Raw genomic sequence first — 18,308 nt, 5'->3', positions numbered from 1 at the left:
AGGACAACAACCTTCAGCGCCCCTGTGGATTGAAGCTGACCATCTGCCCGGTCTCTCGACCGAGACGACATGGCAAAGCGCCGCGAACTCGCGGTAAAGTAGTGACCGCTCATGCCCCAACCCCCGCCTCGACCCGCATCACGAATGGGCGGACCTCCAAGCCCCGGGTCGACCAATTCATCGCCTGACGCACGCGCGAAGGAGCCCGAGAAGCAGCAGGGGACCTACTTCCTGGGCCGTTACCGCGTGGTCGACGAGATCGGGGTGGGCGGAATGGCGAGCGTTCACCTCGCTCGCATGGATGGCCCCGGCGGCTTCCAAAAGTGGGTCGCGATCAAGCGGATCCACCCGCATCTGGTCGAGGACGATCAGTTCGTCGACATGTTCCTCGACGAGGCGCGTATCGCGGCTGGCATCAACCACGCCAACGTCGCGCAGGTGTTCGATCTCGGGAAGGACGACAACACTTACTGGATCGCCATGGAGTACCTCCACGGCGAGCCGCTCCGGGAGGTGATGCGCCGCGCAGAGGAGCGCCGGCTGCGCATCTCGCCCGAGCTCGCCTCGCGCATCTGCTCCGATGCCGCAGAGGGCCTCCACGCTGCCCACGAGCTGCGTGGGAAGAACGGCCAGCTGCTGGGTCTGGTGCACCGCGACGTGACCCCGCACAACCTGTTCCTGACCTACGACGGCTACACGAAGGTCGTCGATTTCGGCATCGCCAAGGTGGCCGACCGGCTGTCGTCGACCCGCGCGGGAACGCTAAAAGGCAAGTTGGCCTACATGTCTCCCGAGCAGGTGCGCGGCAACGACGTCGATCGCACGACCGACGTGTTCGCGCTCGGGGTCGTCCTCTGGGAGCTCACGACGAACCAGCGTCTCTTCCGGATGGATACGGATCTCGACACCCTCGAGAAGGTGCAGGCCTGCGTGGTCCCGCCGCCGTCCACGATCGTGCCCGACTATCCGATCGAGCTGGAGAGCGTCGTCATGAAGGCGCTCGCCAAGCACAGGCACGATCGCTTCCAGACAGCGCGCGAGTTCTCCCGGGCGCTGCAGAGCTTCCTGATGAGGAGCGGGGTATTCGTCGGCTCCGAGGAGGTCGCTCAGTTCGTGCAGCAGGTGTTTGCCGACCGCATCCAGAAGCGCGAGGCCCACCTCGCGTGGGCGGCGGAGGTGACGTCGACCATCAACGTCGAGCAGGTGCGCGGGCGCATGTCGACCACGGCCACGGACAGCGTCGGGCTCCGCAGCCGCGGCCGGGACACAGAGCCGCAGCGGCTCACGCCGCCGCAGCTCCTGCGGCACCACGCCGCGCCGGCGAGCGGGATCGCGCCGGTCGGGCGCGCCCTGCCGAGGGACGCCGCCGACAAGCAGATGGTGGCCACGTCGCTGATGGACGACGACGAGGACGTCCCGACGACGGTCGCGACGCGCGAGCACGCCGAGCCGGTGCGGCCTCCCCTGCACGAACGCCCGACGGTGCGTCCGGCGGCCGGCAGGACGACCGGGCCGGCGGCGGCCGTGACGCCCCCTCCGCTCGCCGTCCAGCCCGCCCCGGCGGGGAGGCGCGACGCTCCGCCGCCTTATCAGCAGGTCCCAGCGCGCGCGCAGGGCGGTCACAGCCCGCCCTCGCTGCCGCAGCCGCCGACCCCGTTCCCTCCTCCGCTCGATCTCGACGCGGGCGGGCACGCGCCGCCCCCCCCGCGGGGGCTCCTCGACAGGGGGATGGAAAGCCCGCTCGCTTCCACGCTCGCGTTGCCGCCGCAGGCCGCCTCGCCCCCTGTCGCTCCGGTCCCCAAGGCGGTGAGCGAGGCTTCGCGCCACGCGCACGCGAACCGGGCGCTGGCCTACGGCGCCTCGCCGCATGGGCATGGCGCCGCGCCGTCGTACGCGCTCCCGCGGAACGGCCAGGGCTACGCGCCGGCGCCCCCGCTGCCTGGCGCCTCGCCGGCGCCGGCGTTCCCGCCGCCGCCCTCGACGACCCTGGGGCAGGCTCAGCAGTTCGCGCCCGCCGCGCCGGCGCAGCCGCCTCAGTCGCAGATCGAGACAGCGCTCTCGCTGCCGCGCCCCGACCCGGCGGCCATCTGGGCCGCCACGCAGGACGCGGTGTCCAAGGGGAACGGCAGGAACACGCTCGTGCTGCTCGCCGTCATCGCCCTCACCGCGCTGTGCGTCATCGGCATCGGCGCGCTGATCTACATGAAGACGAGGACCGTGCAGCCCTTCCCGGCGCACGGGGGCGACGTGCTCCCCGCGCCGGCCCCGGCGACCGGCGCGGCGACAACGGGCGAGCTGCATTCCGGCGCGCGCCCGTGGACCGCGGGGCCGCCCCGGCCAGACGAGCCTGCGCGCGTTACGATGAGGGGATGAAGGCTGTTCACCGCCGCTCGAGCGGCGCCGGGTCGCGGCCCCGGACAGGCGAGCGAGCTCAGCTACGTATCGATGCGCTCGCCGCGGGCGGCGCGGGGGTCGGCAGGATCGCGGGCGAGGTCGTCTTCGTGCCCGCGACGGCGCCGGGAGACCTCGTCGAGGTCGAGCTCGACCGGAGCGCGCGCCCGGCGAGGGGCAGGCTCCTCCGGGTCGTCGAGCCGAGCGCCGACCGCGTGGCTCCGCCCTGTCGCTTCGCGGACACCTGCGGCGGCTGCGACTGGATGCACGTCCGCCTCGAGGCCCAGCAGGCCGCGCACGAGCAGATCCTCCGGCAGGCGATCGCGCGGGCGACCTCGCTCGCCGAGGCCGATCTGCCGCCGATCCGCGTCCATCCGGCGCCCCTGCCGCTCGGCTACCGGTCGCGGGCGCGGCTGTTCGCGCGCGCCGAGCGCGCCGAGGTACGCGTGGGCTACCGCGCGCCGAGGACGCACGCCGTCGTGGCTGTCGATCGCTGCCTCGTGCTGGGCGACGCGATCGCGCCGCTCTCCGGCGAGCTGCCCGGCGTGCTCCGCGGAGCCGTGGGCGAGGGCGATGTCCTGATCTCGCACGGCGCCTCGGGCCGCCCGGTCGTCGAGATCCAGTGGCGCGGCCAGCTCCCGCCGGCCGCATGGAAGCTGCTCGACGAGCGCACGGCGCGCGGCGAGTGGGCCGGCGCCCGGGTCACGCTCGACGGCGCCCGCGAGGCCGCGTCGTTCGGGGATCCGCGGACGACGATCCTGGGCGCGGACGGCGTGCCCCTGCTGCTTCCGCCGGGCGGCTTCGGTCAGCCGTCCGAGGAGGGCGCCGCCGTCCTCGCCCGCCGCGCTGCCGAGCTCGCGCACCTCGACTCCACCCGGCCGCCGCACCTCGTCGAGCTGTTCGCCGGGAGCGGGACGCTCTCGGTGCTCCTCGCGCGCGGCGCGCCGCGCCCTGCCGCGGCCGCCAGCCCCGCCGAGGCGGCCGCCCCGGGGCTCGCGTCGTTCACGGCCGTCGAGCTCTCGCCCGAGGCGGTCGCCTGCCTGCGCCAGAACCTCGCCGCGCGCGGCCTCGCCGGCAAGGTCATCGAGGCGGACGCCGATCAGCACCCGCTCCCGGCGCGCGCCGACGTCGTCGTGCTGGACCCTCCCCGCGGCGGGGCGCCCGGCGCGGCGCGCGCGATCGCGGCCTCGGGCGCGCGCGTGGTCGTCTACGTCTCGTGCGACCCGGCCACGCTGGCGCGCGACCTCGGCGTCATCCTCCGCGGCGGCTTCGAGATCACGGACATCGAGGCGGTCGAGCTCTTCCCTCAGACGAGCCATATCGAGTCGATCGTCCGCCTCTCGCGCGCCCGGCGGTCGGCGCGCTGAGCGGCCCCGGGCGCGGCCGGAGGACCGCGCGTGGCCGCGCGGGATCTCCGCCCGGCGGCTTGCGCTACGCTGCCGGGGATGATTCACCTCCTCGACGATCGTCTCCGCGAAGAGGCGCGGCGTTATCGTCTCCTGTTCGCCTGCCCCGACTGCGCGTCGTTCGATCCGGCAGACTCCGACGAGGGCTGCGATCGCGACGGGCGCGACAGCCGCGGCGCCGCGCCTCCCGGCCGCGCGCCGCGCTGCTCACTCGGCTACCCGGTCGCGCCGCACGTGAGCCGGTCCCTCGACGATCGCGACGAGGTCATCTTTTGCAAGGCGTTCGAGCTCCGATGAGCCCTCCCCCCGGGCCCCTCCCGCCGCCCCGGCGGGGCCGGTCGCACCCCCCGTCGCTGATCCGCCTGGCCGAGCGGCTGATCCGTGACGAGCGGCTGCTCTCTCGCGGCGACGTGGTCCTGTGCGCCTGCTCTGGAGGCCCCGACTCGAGCGCGCTGCTGCACGTCCTCGCGATGCTCCGGCGCCGGATCGGCCACGAGGTCGTCGCGCACGGCGTCGATCACGGGCTCCGCGCCGCGGCAGCGGCCGAGCTCTCGCTGGCGCGCGACCTGGCCGAGCGGCTCGGCGTCCCGTTCTCGACAACCCGCGTGGACGTCGCGCCCGGCGCGAACCTCCAGGCGAGGGCGCGCGCCGCCCGGTTCGCCGCGCTGGCGGCGGCCTCGGCGGCCCACGGCGCCCGCGCGATCGCCACCGGCCACACAGCGGACGACAGGGCCGAGACGCTGCTCCTGCGCTTGCTGCGGGGCGCCGGGCCGCGGGGCCTGGCCGTCCTGCCGCCGCGCGCGCCGCTCCCGCGCGCGGCCGCCGCGGCGCGCAGCGTCGACGCGCCGGGCCTGGCAGCGCAGATCGAGCTCATCCGCCCGCTGCTCCTGGCCCGCCGCGTCGACGTCCTGGCCCACCTCGACCGACACCGGCTGGCGTTCGCGGAGGACCCCAGCAACACCGACCCACGCTTCACCCGCGTTCGCGTCCGCCGCGAGCTGCTCCCGCTGCTCGAGGACCTATCGCCGGCGATCGTCGAGCACCTCTGCGCGCTCTCGGACATGCTCGTCGCCGGCCGAGAGCGCCCGTCGGACGACGATCCGGCCGTCCTCGACGGCGGCGAGCCGCTGTCGATCCCGCTCGGTCGGGCGCAGCGCTTCGCGATCGAGCGGGCTCGCAAGCTCGGGCGTCCGTTGCGCGTCCGCGTCCGCGGCGGCGGGGAGATCTCCCTGGGCTTTCCAGAGGAGTCCAGCGTGCTTATCGAGGACAGGTCCACACGTCGCGGGGCCTGACCGCATGCACCCCCACCCGCGGCCCCTGTCGAGATCCCCTTTTTTCGCTGTGTCACCGCGGGGAGTACCCGCGGTCGACGACCGAGCTGACGGGTGGCATGCTGACTGGAACACGCGTACAATTTCGGTACACGCCGGCTCGCCGCGCGAGTCTAGAGGGTCCTCGTGAAGCAATCGCACAAGACGCTGCTGCTCTGGGTTCTGCTGATCATGATGTTCTTGGCGATCTGGCAGTTCTTGAGCCCGGATCGCCCGCCCGCCACGCCTGTCGCGTTCAGCGAGTTCATGGGCCTGGTCCAGGTCGAGGCCAAGGACAAGGATCCGCACGTCGAGTCGGTCACGATCAAGGACCGCGAGTACACCTTCTGGGTCAAGGACCCGAAGAGCGGAGCCAAGACCAAGAAGGTCACGATCGGGCCTGACAACGCCGACGAGATCACGAAGACGATCGTCGACAACAAGGTCGCCGTGTACTTCGAGAAGGAGGAGGCGTCGCCCTTCTGGCCGGGGGCGATCATGTACCTCCTGCCGACGATCTTCCTGCTCGTGATGTTCTACCTGTTCATGCGCCAGCTCCAGGCCGGCGGCGGCAAGGCGATGAGCTTCGGCAAGTCGCGCGCCCGGCTGCTCAGCGAGGCGCAGAACAAGGTGACGTTCGCCGACGTCGCGGGCATCGACGAGGCGAAGGACGAGCTCGAGGAGATCATCGCGTTCCTCAAGGACCCGAAGAAGTTCCAGAAGCTCGGCGGCCGGATCCCGAAGGGCGTGCTCATGATGGGCCCCCCCGGGACGGGCAAGACGCTCCTCGCGCGCGCGATCGCCGGCGAGGCGGGCGTGCCGTTCTTCTCGATCTCCGGCTCGGATTTCGTCGAGATGTTCGTCGGCGTCGGCGCGAGCCGGGTGCGCGACCTGTTCGAGCAGGGCAAGAAGCACGCGCCGTGCATCATCTTCATCGATGAGATCGACGCGGTCGGCCGCCACCGCGGCGCGGGCCTCGGCGGTGGTCACGACGAGCGCGAGCAGACGCTGAACCAGCTCCTCGTCGAGATGGACGGCTTCGAGTCGAACGAGGGCGTGATCATCGTCGCCGCGACGAACCGCCCCGACGTCCTCGACCCCGCGATCCTGCGGCCTGGCCGCTTCGACCGCCGCATCGTCGTGAACCGCCCCGACGTGCGCGGCCGCGAGGGCATCCTCCGTGTGCACACGAAGAAGGTCCCGCTCGGCACCGACGTCGACATGGAGATCCTGGCGCGCGGCACGCCCGGCTTCGTGGGCGCCGACATCGAGAACCTGGTCAACGAGGCGGCCTTGCTCGCGGCGCGTCAGGACAAGGACGTCGTCACGATGGTCGACTTCGAGATGGCCAAGGACAAGGTGCTGATGGGCGCCGAGCGCCGCAGCATGGTCATCAGCGACGAGGAGAAGCGGACCACGGCCTACCACGAGGCCGGGCACGCGCTGGTCGCGAAGCTGCTCGAGAAGTTCTCGGATCCGGTCCACAAGGTGACGATCATCCCGCGCGGGCCGGCGCTGGGCCTCACGCAGCAGCTCCCGAAGGAGGACCGGCTCAGCATGTCGCGCGACTTCGCCAAGGCGCGCCTGTCGGTCCTGATGGGCGGCCGCGTGGCGGAGGAGATCGTGTTCGGCCAGTTCACGACGGGCGCGGGCAACGACATCAAGCAGGCGTCGAACCTGGCGCGGCGCATGGTGACCGAGTTCGGCATGAGCGACGTCATCGGGCCGATCTCGTACGGCGCGGACGAGGAGAGCGTCTTCCTCGGGCGCGACTTCACGAGCCGGCGCCGCGACTACTCGGAGACGATCGCCAACCAGATCGACGACGAGGTGCGGCGGTTCATCCTCGACGCCCACGCCGAGGCGCGGCAGCTCCTCACGGACAACCGCGAGATCCTCGAGCGGCTCGCCACGGCGCTCCTGGAGCGCGAGACGCTGGACGCCGAGGAGGTCGACGCCATCGTCTCCGGCCGCGAGCTGCCGCAGCGCCAGCGCGTCGTGATCCCGAGCTACAGCGATCGCGATCGGGCCGCCAAGGAGAAGCGCCGCGCGGCCAGCATCTTCGGCACCCCGAAGCCCGCCCCGAGCACCTGAGCGCACGAAGCGCGGGGGCAGCGCCCGACCCTCGGGCAGCCCCCGCGCCGCCGGCGCCGCGCGCACGGCGCGGCGCACGACACGCCTCGAACCCCCATCCCATCAGCGCAGCGACACACGCGGCAGCGACACACGCGCGGCCGGCGCGCCCCCGGTTCGTCTCAGGGGGCGCGCAACGTCGCCTGCAGGAACGCCCAGTGCTGCAGATCGGCCGGGCGGCCGTCCTCGTGGGCGCGGTTCGCGTTCCTGAAGATCGCCTGGGCGCCGTCGCCGAAGAGGAACAGGCCGTAGCCGAGCGCGAAGCGCACCGGCTCCCACGGCTGGAGCGAGAGCGAGACGTCGATCTCGTGGCCCAGCGTCTGGCTCTCGTTGTCCTCGGCGGCGCCGACGGGGAGGAGGCGCGAGGTCACCCACCTGCCCCTGGGGGAGGCGAGGCCGACGAACGCATACCCGGCGGCGATGGTCATCGGTTCGAACGGGGAGGCGCGGACGCCTCCGCCCGCCTCGATCACGTTCGACCACGCGTAGAGCCCCATGGGGCCGTGGTTGTCCTGCGCGTCGGGCAGGATCGGATCGAAGCGGCGCTGCGTCTCGCCCACCTCGAGCGCGCCATCGTCGCCCGTGGCGTAGGCGCCGCGGGCGCTGAAGGTGAGATGGGCGGGGAGGGCCGTCTCGAGCTCGGCGCGCGCAGCGGCCGCGAACCCGCCGAGCGGGCGGTCGGCCGAGAACGTGGAGATGCGGCCGAGCTCGTAGGCCCCTTCGACCGCATAGCGAAAGCCCCGGTGGTCGCCGGAGACGCGCGCGTCGAGGACGACGGTATCTCCGGGCGTGAGCCAGCTCGGGCGCGGCTCCCGCGCGATGCGCGCGAGGGCCGTGGCCTCGAGGTGGAGCAGCGGAGCGACGTGCCAGATCGCGTTCAGGCCGTAGAGCTGGGTCCCCGTCCCGGCGGAGATGGGCTTGCGCGTCCCGGCCACCTCGGGCGAGGCGCCGCCCGGCGCGGCCAGGAGCACGGCGATCGCCTCGAGGTCGACGTTGCCGAGCTGCACCCCCGCGCGCACCCCGTCGAGCGAGCGCGCGGCGAGCGTCTCGTCGTTCGCCCCGATCAGCCGACCATCGCCCCACGCGATCCGCTGCCGGCCCAGCCGCACGAAGGCGCGGCGGCCGGAGCGCGTGTGCAGATCGATGTACGCCTCGTAGGGCGCCGTCTCCGGGAGGGCCGGCTCGCCCGCCCCGACGAAGATCGCGTCGTCGCTCCCCCAGAGCCGCGCGTCCTGCAGCGTGAGGACGCCCGTGATGGGCCCGTGATCGACGGCCAGCCCGAGGCGCGCGCGCTGGGCGACGAACCACTGGGTCTTGACGACGTTGCCGGTGTCGAGGAGCGGCGGCATCGCGCCCCCGAAGCCCTCGGCGAGCACCGCGTTCGAGCTGTAGATGTCGCCGCCCGTGTCCACCGGGTAGCGGCGGAACTCGCTGCGCATCCGGAGCTCCACCGACGGGCGGAGCGTGAACGCGCCGAGGGGCACGCCCTCCGACTGCGGCGACGCCTGCGCCGCCGCGCTCCGGGGCGCGAGCGCGAGGAGCGCCGATCCCAGAGCGATGGAGGCGAACGGCAGGGATCGGATCATCAGCAGGGAGGGCCGGAGCGCGGGTCGTCGAACGGCAGGTGTGCGGTCTGGCGCGCGGTGTTCAGGCGGGCCGCGCTCCTGGGAGCGCTGGCGGAGGATAGGCGTCCGGGCGCTCGTCGGACAAGTGGGGAAGCGGCGCTGGTCCTGTCCGACGGCGCCTGATCCTGACAGGGCGACCCCTTGCGCCGCGCCGGCGTCAGGGATCGAAATCGTCCCCGCCGTGCGCCGGCGGGGGCGGCGGCTTCGGCGGCTTGGGTGTGTCCCCTGCGCTGCTCCCGCGTCGCGGCGGCGCCTTCGCGCTGCCGGCGGGCTGCCTCGGCGGCTGTCGGCGGGTCGCGCCGCGCCGCGCGGGCGCAGCGCCCGCGTCGATCGCGAGCACCAGGTCGAGCGCGAGCTTCGACGCCCTGCCGGCGTGCCGCTCTGCGACGGCGCTCGCCTCGGCGAGCACGCGCTCGGCCGCCTCGAGCTCGCGCTTCACCTCGCGGCGCCGCGGGTCGCCCGCGAGGGCCTCGGCCGACCCGGTCGCGAGCGATGCCCGCCTCTTCTCGAGCTCCGCGGCGCGCCTCGACAGCTCGCCGAGCTGCCTCGACGTCGCGACGGAGCTCTTCAAGGACGCCTCGATGGCCTCGACGAGCTTCCTGTCGTCCGCGTCGAGCGAGCGTCCGCCGCGGGCGCTCACGAGCCGCGCTTCTGGCACGAGCTCGACCCGGAACAGCACGCCCGACGCGCGGAGCTCGGCGGTGCGCGCGCGCGCCGCTTCGAGCACCGCGTCGTCGGTCGACCTCGGATCGAGCCCCACCGCGCGCGCGAGGTCGGCGTGCGCCGCGCGCGCGAGCTCCTCGGCCTTCATCGATTCCTCGCGGACCTCCCGCGTGGCCTCGAAGAGCTCGTCGTAGGGCTGCTTGCCCGTGCGGAGGGCTCGCCCCTGCTCGATCTGCGAGGGTTGCGCGGCGCACGCGGCGAGCAGGGGCGCGTGCGCCGCGACGAGCAGCAGCGCGAGCGCGGCCGCGCGGAGCCGGCCCGCACGATCCGGGGTCCTCGTCATCCACATTGAAGGATGACCCCCCAGAGCTCGTAGCTCGCGGCGGGCTTCGAGAGGAACACCACGCCCACGTAGCCCGATCGCGGCGCGACGCCGAGCACGCCCTGCCCGAAGTTCCCTGCCGGGGGCGAGAGCGCGATCGGATCCCCGATCGGGGCGAGGCTGGAGGAGAGCGTCTGCGCGCGCATGGCGCGGCTCCCCGGCGGGCCTTCGGTCCACACGAGGAGCCAGCGCCCGTCGCTGAGCCCCGCGATGTCCGGCGCGAACGCGTCGCCCCCGGGGCCCCCGGAAGGCAGCGGGATCACCTGGGTCGACGTGGGGAGGGTGCCCGCGGGGGCCTGACCGGCGCGGATCTCCCAGCGCCCATCGGCCGGTCGGTCCGCGAACACGACGGCGAGATCGCGCTCGTTCCAGCCGAGCGACGGCTTGCCGACCGAGCCTCCGGAGCCCGCCACCCGGGTGAGCTCACCGAGGGGCTTGCGCTCGGCGTCGAGCCAGCCCGCCCACACGGCCTTCTCGCGGCGGAACGCGACCGCGTGACCGCGCGACCCGGCCGCGATCGCGCGCGGCGCCTCGAGCGGCTCGTCGCCCTGCACCGGCCACAGCGTGAGGGGCGCGGCGCCCGGGTTGTCGGCCGCCACGACGGCGCCGTCCGCCAGGCCGACGACGAACGGACGTGGCCCCGGGACATTGACCGGAGAGCGGATGGCCTGCTGCGCTGCCGTGAGCACGGTGAAGCTGTCCTCGACGGGCGAGATGCTCACGATGTCGGCGGCCTCTCGGTTCGAGAAGCGCTCGTTCCGCTCCCCGGTCGCGGGATCGATCTCGAGGCCGACGGCCTCCATGGAGCTCTTGGCGTAGCCCACCACGAGCTTGCCGCCCTTCGTCGCCGTGACCTCGAAGGGGATGCTCTTCGCCACGAGCGGCGCCCATTGCTGCGGCTGGCGCGCCACCCAGCAGGGCTTCGGCGGGGCGGGGATCGCGGCGCGCGCGGCGTCCTGCGCGGCGCCGAGCGCGGCGCGCGCGGTGCCGACCGGCGCGGTCCGGGGGGAGGCGACGGAGTGGCGGCCCGCGAAGAAGGCGACGATGCTCATGAGCACCGCGGCCCCGCCGAGGCCGATGAGCGAGGAGACCGGCACGGGCACCGCCGCGGAAGACGGCTTGCCTTTGCCCTGCGCGGGCGAGCTCAGACCGCCGGCGCGCGCGGGCTGAGCGCGCCGCGCCGCGAGCGCGCGGGGGTCGAGCGCTGGCGCGCCGTGGCTCGATCCCGCGCCGGAGCTGCGATCGTCTCGCTGGCCGGGCGTCGGGGGCGCGTCGGCGCCTGCCGAGCTGCGCTGCGGGCCCTGGAGCCCGGGCAGCAAGCCCGGCCACGATCGCGGCTGCGGCGCGCCTGCGCCGGTGCCGGCCGACGGGATCGTCGCGTACTCGCGGCGCCCCTGGGCGCTCTCCGCGGCGGTCACGGGGGCGCTGGGCAGCGGCGAGCGCTTCGTCTCGTCGGGCGCGGGCGCCGCGGGGCGCTCCTTGGTCTCGCTGTGCTGCACCGTGGTCGACGCCGGGCTCGCGCCGAGCGCACGGCTCGCCGACGGATCCCGACCGTCGTTCGCCGTCGTGCCTTCGGCGCTGCGGGGCAGGGGACCGTCGGCGGGCGGCACGGGGCTCGCGGGTCGAGGTCCAGGGGACGCGACCGCCGTGGCGGCGGCGCTCGAGGCGTGTGCTGCATCGGAGGGGGGCGCCGAGGCGGCCAGGGGAGGCGCTGGGACGGGCTGCGGCGTCGCGCGGGGAGCCTCTGCAGGGGGGCGCGGCGGCGGCGCGGGCAGCGTCCCGAGGCGGGCGAGGGCCTTTGCGCCGGCCGCTGTCTGCGCCGACGTTTCGGGCGCGCGCGCGCGGGCCGCCTTCTTCGCTGCCATCGCGGGGAACCGGACCGGCACTGGAGGCGGCGGCACCGAGCGCCCCCCCGCGAGCGCGGGTCGTCTCGTGGCCCCGCTGGAGCTGGACGGCGGCGTCGGGAGGGGCTTGCCGGCGCCCTGCTCCGCGCCGCCCGCTGCGCCATCGCGCCCGAGGTTGCTCGGTGCAACGCCGGCGGGCGCCGCATCGCGCCCGGGGGGGAGGGGCGGCGGCTGGGGGGGTCTCGCCGCGGAGCGCGACGCCGGGCTGCCCGCGGCCTTCGGCGGCGCGCCCGGCCTGCTGGGCGCGGCTGCGCCAGGTGCCCGCATCGGCGCATGCCCCTCTTCTGCCGTCGCGGTGGCGCCGCCCCCGGCGACGCCGGCGTCCGCGGCCGGACGATCGACGGCCGATGTCTCCTCGCGTTCTTCTGATTCCGAGGGGAGCCTCGGCGCGCGGGGAATCACGGGGGCTCCCTGGTCGCCCGCGGAGGTGCTGTCGTAGCGGGGGAGCTGCGTGATCGCCCGGGCGACCCCCGCGTCGAACGTCCCGCCGGCCGACGGCACGACGATCGGCGCGCTCGGTCCGCTGGCCGGCGCGTCTGCCGGCGCATCGACCCCCGTGAGCGTCCTCATGGACTCGCGCTTGCGCGGCGGTGGGGGCGGCGGGTGAGGTCGCGACGTCGCCCTGGGCGCCTGCGTCGGCGGCTTCCGCTCGTTGGCGGGCCTGTCCGCGGGGGCTGGGCCGACGCGCTGAGCGCCGCGGGCGGGCGCCGGATCCAGGTCCTCGACGAGCTCGAGATCCAGCTCCACGCTGCTCTCGCGAGCGGTCTCCTTCAGGGCGGCCGGCTTCTCGGGGGCAGCGGTGCCCGCCTCGGGTTTGCGCCGGAGCTGCGCGGCGTCGGCGAGCTCCGGCTGCCTGGACGCAGGCGCCCACGCTTCCATGCCTTGGCGCCACACCAGCGTGGAACCCGGGATGACCCCGGCAGCCAGGGCGCTGCGCAGCTCAGCGGTGCTCACGAGCCGCTGGACGCCGCGCTCATCCGTCCACCTCCACGCGCTCAACGGGGGCCCCTCCTCCAACGGCGGGAGCGCCGGAATTCCAAGACGTGGTCCACGACGCGGCGATCGTACCGCGCGTCGTTTGCAAAGAGACATTCTTTCGTCCGCTCACGCAACTGTGCCCCCGCGTCCGACGAAGATCGCGCTCGTAGCCCATGAGCCCCGCCCGCGCCGTCGTCGCCGCCGTCCGCGCCTTGGCCGCTGTCGCTGCGCGCGCGCTCAGCCCGTCGTCCTGCGCCGGCTGCGACACCCCTGTCGCGGACGCCGCGGTGTTTTGCTCCGACTGCGCGCGTACCGCCGTCCCTTACGCGGAGCGCCCGCCGCAGGGGACGGCGGGCTCCGGCGCCGCCGACGGCCCTCTCCTCGCGTTCGCCCCGTTCGCCGGGGCGCTGGCGGACGGAATCCGACGTTTCAAGTACGGGGATCGCCCGGATCTCGCGCGTCCGTTCGGCCGGCTGCTGCTCTGCGCGGCGCGCGATGCAGGGCTGCGCGCGGACCTCGTGGTTCCGGTCCCTCTTCATCCGCGCCGCCTGGCCGAGCGCGGCTACAATCAGGCTGCATTGCTGGCCGCGCATGTCGCTGACGGACTCGAGGCTTCGTTTGCTCCGCGGGCGCTCTGTCGTGTCCGATCCACGGCGCAGCAGGCGCAGCTCCCGCGCGACCGTCGCCTGGAGAACGTGGCGGGGGCGTTCCGTGTCCGCGCGCCGGAGCGCGTCCAGCGGCAGAGCATCGCGCTCATCGACGACGTGGCCACGACGGGCGCCACGCTCGCTGCGTGCCGTGATGCGCTTCTCGGCGCGGGAGCTGCTTCGGTGACCTACCTCGTGCTGGCTGCGGCCGAGAGCGGTGCGGACGAGCTCAGAAGCTCTCCTCCGTCAGCGCGCCGCACTTGACGCGCACGCTCCTGCCTTCGGCGAGCCACCGCGTGCCGTTGGGCGTCGGCTCGCCGACGCGCACGAAAAAACGTCCGCAGCGCACCTCGATGGGCTGGTTGCTGGGGCCTACCGCCACGCCCATGACGTAGACGGTCGCATTCCGAGAGAAGTTGAGCTTGAGAAGGCCGTGTCCACTCCGCGGGGGCGGGGGAGCGGGGGCCGCAGCTTGGGCGGCGGGTTGCGGTGGAGGGGGAGCCTCGGCGGGGGGCTGAGCGGGAGGGGGAGAAGCCTCAGGGCCTGGCAGCTGGGGGGCGGTTTGCGCCGGCTTAGTTCCGTCCTGGACTGCACGTGCTGGGAGCGGGGTTGCTGTCTGTACAGGAACGGCCTCTTGCCTCGACATCGCCGCGGCGGTGCTCGTAGGTCCACCGGTCGCTGAAGCCTCCGGCGGAGCCTGTCGGCCCGGTGACGCCAGTCCGGGCAGGGCTGTCTCGACCGTGCGGATCCCCAGCGCAAACACGACGGTGGCCGTCGTGAGCGCAATCCCGATGGTGCTCAGCGGCGAGAGTGGTTTCGACGGAGAGCCCTGCGCCGACCCAGGTTGAGGCGCGTCCGCCGACCCAGGTTGAGGCGCGTCCGCCGACCCAGGTTGGGGCTCGGGCGGCACCGACCCAGGTTGGGGCTCGGGCGGCACCGACCCAGGTTGGGGCTCGGGCGGCACCGACCCAGGTTGGGGCTCGGGCGGCACCGACCCAGGTTGGGGCTCGGGCGGCACCGACCCAGGTTGGGGCTCGGGCGGCACCGACCCAGGTTGGGGCTCGGGCGGCACCGACCCAGGTTGGGGCGGCGGCGCCGCGAACCCAGGTTGAGGCGCGTCCGGAGGCGCGTCCGCGTCCGTCGAGAACATCGGCCGTCAGTCTAGCGGCATCGTCCCTCACCGAAGCGAGCTCTCCCGCTCGGCGGGCCATCGGAGCGTTCCCGTCGGATCCACGCCGAAGCAAGCGCAAACGCCATCTGTGTGCTGGAATACATTCGTGTACGTCGACGCACATCCACTGACGTGGATTCGCAAGAGATCGCCGCTCGGCCGTCGCGTGTTGGCCGCAGCCGTGCTCGACACCCTCGGGCTGCTGGACCGGTTCCTATGGCTTCGCGCAAAGCTCCGGCTGCCCGTGCTCTCCGTGTTCACCTACCACCGCATCGCGGAGCCCTCGGACGTCGCCGAGCTCGATCCCGGGGTCGCCGAGGTGAGCGCCCGCGAGTTCGAGGAGCAACTCGCGGTCATCAAGACGCACTGCACCGTGGTTTCGCTCCGGGACGTGCGTCTCCTCGCCAAGGGCCGCAAGCCCCCGCCGAACCCCGTCATGGTCGCGTTCGACGACGGCTACCGGGACAACCACGACGTCGCGCTGCCCCTCCTGAAACGCGCAGGCGTCACGGCCACCTTCTTCATCGCCACCGACTACCCCGACAGCGGCCGCCTCTACTGGTGGGATCGCGTCGCCCTCCTCATGCACCGGTGCCGGCGCCCGCGCGTCGACATCGCTTACCCCGCGACGCTCATGCTCGAGCCCCTGCGCGACCCCATCGCCGCGGCGACGCGGGTCTGCCGGGCCATCAAGCGCACCTCCGGCCTCGACATCGAGCGCCTGTGGGATGAGCTCGAGCGCGCCACCGGGGTGTCGATCGACCTCTGCGAGGAGCGCGCGCTCGCGGCCAGGACGATCATGGACTGGAAGCAGATCGCGGCGCTGCGGCGGGCCGGCATGGACGTGCAGTCGCACTCGCACAGGCACCGTGTCCTCCAGACGCTGTCGCCCGAGGAGGCCACGCGCGATCTCTCGCGCTCCCGTCGCGTGCTCTCCGAGGTCCTGAGCGAGGCGGTGCACGCGGTCGCGTACCCCGTCGGATACAGCCTGTGCGGCGCGTTCCACCGCGCCGTGAGGGAGGCGGGCTTCGAGCTCGGCTTCACCAACAACTCCGGCCTTTGCGTGCTCTCGTCCTTCGACCCCCTGAATTTCCCGCGCGTCGCCATGGATCGCGGGCAGATCGGCGCGCTCTTCAAGCTGAAGCTGCTCATCGGCCAGCGGCCCGGCTCCCGGGCCGCCCCATGACCGAGCAGCGACAGCGCAGCGCCGGGCGCCGCGCTCGCCGAGCGCCGTCGCTCGCTCGAGGCTGCCCCACCCGACGCGCGCGTGGCCTGGGCTGTGCACGTGCACCGTCGCTGGGCCGGCTCTGCACGCGCATGGCCTCGACGGGCCCGGAACACCTGCTTCGCAGCCTGTTCGACGAAGGGAGGCTCTCGTGAAACGCACGATCCGTGGTCCCAGCTTCCGCGCCGCCGCCTTCAGGCTCGGCGTGGCCTCGCTGATCGCCGCAGCCCTCGCCTCAGGATGCGGCGGCTCGCCGCCGCCTGCGGCTTCCGCGAAGGCGACCGCGCGGCCCGCCCCGGCGGCGCGCGACGGGCAGGGGGCGCGGACGGCGGCCGTCGAGCAACGCGCGCAGCGCGAGGCGCAGCGCGCGTGGTGCGTGTACCTCGAGGAGCTCTACGAGCGGGCCTCCGAGCAGGCGAACGGCTGGCCGAAGTTCGAGGAGTGCACCCAGCGGACGACGATGGCCTCGCCGAGGATGCTCCGCGCCACCTCGGAGTGCTCGCTGGCAGCGCTGCGGCGGTTCGAGGGCGATCCCTTCACCCCGGCCTACGCGGAGGAGGTGAGCCGCTGCGGCGCCGAGGCGATGACGGCCACCTCGCTCCCCCGCTCCGATCTCGCCCCCTACATGGCCGTCCTCTGCGGCCGCCTCGCGGGCTGCGGAGACCTCGACTACGCCACGTGCCGGCAGAGCCTCGAGGACGGGCTCGGCCCGCAGCTCGAGCGGGCGATCGGCGCGATGAACAGCCGTGGCCGGCAAGAGGTCCGCGCCTGCTTCGGCAAGCTCGCGTGCGGCGGCGACCTCGGGCCTCAGATCTCCGCGTGCCTCGAGCCCATCATGGACGACCTGCTCTGGCTGCCGGGGTGAGCGACCCGCGCCGCGCGGCGCGGCGATCGACCCGCGCGCGGCGCCCAGCCGAGCGCGGCGGCCGACCCGATCGCGGCGCTCAGCCCGAGCTGCCTGGCAGGCGGCAGCGCGCGATCAAGGGGACGTGATCGGACAGCCCGGCGAAATCGCCCTTGTGCCCGAACGGGTGCGTGCCCGTGAAGTCGAGCCACCGGAGCCGCTCGGACGAGTACACGTGGTCGAGGTGCATGCGGAGGTTCATGAAGCCGGCCGTCGGGAACGCGCGCGCCTCGCTCTCGGAGAGGCAGCGCACCCTGGCGAACGCGTCCACGAAGCCGATCTCCTCGCGCAGGAAGCGGTCGACCGGAGAGCCCGGCAGCGAGTTGAAATCGCCGACCACGACGAAGTTGTCGCTCCGCCGCTCGCGGCGGACGAAGTCGGCGAGCACCCTGGCCTCCTCGATCTGGTTCGGCCCGAACCCCATCCGCGCCTCGCCGGTCCAGAACTCGCGCGAGAACACGCTCGGCAGGCTGAGGTGCGTGTTGAACACATCGAAGCTCTGCCCGCTCTCGTGCTCGAACGACACGTGCGCGCAGATGCGCGTCTGCTTCAGGCTCTTGACCCTCCGCCGGTGGGTGATGTCGTGCGGGTGCTCCGCGTTGTGGTGCCCGATGCGGAACGTGTCGCGCGCGATCACAGCGAGCCCGGTCGTGTAGATGTTCGTCCGCGATGTGAGCCGGTACGTGTGCGCGGGGAAGTAGTAGGCGACGTAGCGCTCGCGCCGCTCTCGCTGCACCAGCGCCGCGTGCAGCTCGGTCATCAGGCGATCGAGCTGCGTCTCCTCGGGGTGCCACCGCCGGTTCATCGTCGAGGAGCGCAGCGACTGCGTCTCCACCTCCTGGAGGCACACGAGATCGGGCAGCGGCGACAGCCGCGCCAGCGTCTCCGCGATCCGCGTGATCGCGGCGCTGGTCGACGCGATGCCCCGCGTGCCGTGTCCGAAGTAGCGGACGTTATAGGTGATGATCCGGAGCGGCGTGGCGCCGCCGTCCGGCGGCTCCGCGCTCTGGAGAGCGCCCGGCGCCGCGCTCGTGGAGGCGCGTCCGGACGTCGAATCCCCGGGTGTTGGGCCGCTCGAACCAGGTGGGAGGCGCCGCTCGGTCATGTATCCTCTCGCCCATGGGCAAGAACATCATCGTTTCCGAGGATACCATTCGTGACCTGCTGGAAGCGCATGCCTCCCTCTCCGCCTGGTACTACGAGCTCTGGTCGGCGCTGCGCGTCGCGAAGGCCTCGGCGAGCGCCCCGGATGATGCGGCCCGTGCAGCGTTTGTCGAGCGGATGGCCACGAGCTTCCCGGAGGTCGCCTCGATCGCCCGCTCCATCCGCGTACCACGGATGTTCGTCCCACCCCCGCCCGCGGTGAGCGTCCCGCCCGTCGCGACCGCAGAGGCCGTGGAAGAGGCCCCCACAGCGGTCGAGCCCGCTCCCGCCCGCCTCCGGGAGCTCCAAGTGCCCAGGAGCCAGCCGGGCGCGGACCTCACCGACGAGCCCCCTCCCGCGCCCTCGCAACCGGCGATCGTCCCTCCACCTCTGGTGGTCCCATCGACGGTGAAATACGACACCTAG

Annotated in this window: 14 protein-coding genes; 9 read left to right on the top strand and 5 right to left on the bottom strand. The window is 73.6% G+C overall.

All coding sequences use genetic code 11. The features are described from left to right. The first annotated feature begins 144 nt into the window (after positions 1-144). From WMF42_RS35975 to ftsH, 5 genes are all read left to right on the top strand, one after another. Positions 145-2,373 carry a protein kinase domain-containing protein gene (locus tag WMF42_RS35975; RefSeq protein WP_437687576.1) on the top strand — a complete coding sequence of 743 codons (2,229 nt, stop codon included), beginning with the start codon at positions 145-147 and terminating at the stop codon, positions 2,371-2,373. Then, positions 2,370-3,758, top strand: coding sequence for a class I SAM-dependent RNA methyltransferase (locus tag WMF42_RS35970; protein WP_437687574.1), 1,389 nt, complete (start codon positions 2,370-2,372; stop codon positions 3,756-3,758). Before WMF42_RS35975 ends, WMF42_RS35970 begins: the two co-directional genes overlap by 4 nt. 78 nt (positions 3,759-3,836) lie before the next feature. After that, positions 3,837-4,094 carry a hypothetical protein gene (locus tag WMF42_RS35965; protein WP_061610654.1) on the top strand — a complete coding sequence of 86 codons (258 nt, stop codon included), beginning with the start codon at positions 3,837-3,839 and terminating at the stop codon, positions 4,092-4,094. Continuing rightward, entirely contained in the window at positions 4,091-5,089 is a 999-nt protein-coding gene (gene tilS / locus WMF42_RS35960) for a tRNA lysidine(34) synthetase TilS (RefSeq protein ID WP_437687572.1), read from the top strand. The genes WMF42_RS35965 and tilS overlap by 4 nt, the downstream gene beginning before the upstream one ends. A 165-nt stretch (positions 5,090-5,254) precedes the next feature. Then, positions 5,255-7,201, top strand: coding sequence for an ATP-dependent zinc metalloprotease FtsH (ftsH, locus tag WMF42_RS35955; protein WP_061612252.1), 1,947 nt, complete (start codon positions 5,255-5,257; stop codon positions 7,199-7,201). A gap of 161 nt (positions 7,202-7,362) precedes the next feature. Here ftsH and WMF42_RS35950 read toward each other — a convergent pair whose 3' ends face one another. From WMF42_RS35950 to WMF42_RS35940, 3 genes are all read right to left on the bottom strand, one after another. Further along, the gene (locus WMF42_RS35950) at positions 7,363-8,826 is read right to left on the bottom strand and encodes an alginate export family protein (protein WP_437687569.1); all 1,464 of its coding nucleotides are present in this window, start codon (positions 8,824-8,826) and stop codon (positions 7,363-7,365) included. A gap of 196 nt (positions 8,827-9,022) precedes the next feature. Then, positions 9,023-9,871 carry a hypothetical protein gene (locus WMF42_RS35945; protein WP_437687568.1) on the bottom strand — a complete coding sequence of 283 codons (849 nt, stop codon included), beginning with the start codon at positions 9,869-9,871 and terminating at the stop codon, positions 9,023-9,025. Next, positions 9,868-12,813 carry a GYF domain-containing protein gene (locus WMF42_RS35940; RefSeq protein WP_437687566.1) on the bottom strand — a complete coding sequence of 982 codons (2,946 nt, stop codon included), beginning with the start codon at positions 12,811-12,813 and terminating at the stop codon, positions 9,868-9,870. The genes WMF42_RS35945 and WMF42_RS35940 overlap by 4 nt, the downstream gene beginning before the upstream one ends. A gap of 152 nt (positions 12,814-12,965) precedes the next feature. On the opposite strand from WMF42_RS35940, the gene WMF42_RS35935 reads away from it, so the two are divergent. Continuing rightward, positions 12,966-13,703: a ComF family protein gene (locus WMF42_RS35935; protein ID WP_061612256.1), complete on the top strand. Its 738-nt coding sequence runs from the start codon at positions 12,966-12,968 to the stop codon at positions 13,701-13,703. Here WMF42_RS35935 and WMF42_RS35930 read toward each other — a convergent pair. Further along, positions 13,669-13,821, bottom strand: a complete 153-nt coding sequence (locus WMF42_RS35930) for a hypothetical protein (RefSeq protein WP_155798976.1) — start codon at positions 13,819-13,821, stop codon at positions 13,669-13,671. The two genes, WMF42_RS35935 and WMF42_RS35930, sit on opposite strands and share 35 nt — an antisense overlap. A 970-nt stretch (positions 13,822-14,791) precedes the next feature. On the opposite strand from WMF42_RS35930, the gene WMF42_RS35925 reads away from it, so the two are divergent. After that, positions 14,792-15,796 (top strand): polysaccharide deacetylase family protein, encoded by a 1,005-nt coding sequence (locus tag WMF42_RS35925; protein ID WP_233562494.1) that lies wholly within the window; start codon positions 14,792-14,794, stop codon positions 15,794-15,796. A 190-nt stretch (positions 15,797-15,986) separates the two neighbouring features. After that, complete coding sequence (locus tag WMF42_RS35920) at positions 15,987-16,700, top strand: hypothetical protein (RefSeq protein WP_061612258.1); 714 nt, start codon at positions 15,987-15,989, stop codon at positions 16,698-16,700. 79 nt (positions 16,701-16,779) lie between these two features. On the opposite strand, the gene WMF42_RS35915 is transcribed toward WMF42_RS35920, so the two are convergent. After that, positions 16,780-17,844 (bottom strand): endonuclease/exonuclease/phosphatase family protein, encoded by a 1,065-nt coding sequence (locus WMF42_RS35915; protein WP_061612259.1) that lies wholly within the window; start codon positions 17,842-17,844, stop codon positions 16,780-16,782. A gap of 14 nt (positions 17,845-17,858) precedes the next feature. Between WMF42_RS35915 and WMF42_RS35910 the strand changes: the two genes are divergently transcribed. Next, positions 17,859-18,308: a hypothetical protein gene (locus tag WMF42_RS35910; RefSeq protein WP_437687563.1), complete on the top strand. Its 450-nt coding sequence runs from the start codon at positions 17,859-17,861 to the stop codon at positions 18,306-18,308.

The organism is Sorangium sp. So ce176, assembly GCF_051519835.1.
Taxonomy (GTDB): domain Bacteria; phylum Myxococcota_A; class Polyangia; order Polyangiales; family Polyangiaceae; genus Sorangium; species Sorangium cellulosum_G.
Note: the sequence above shows the minus strand (reverse complement) of the source record. Positions and strands in the feature narration are given on the sequence as shown.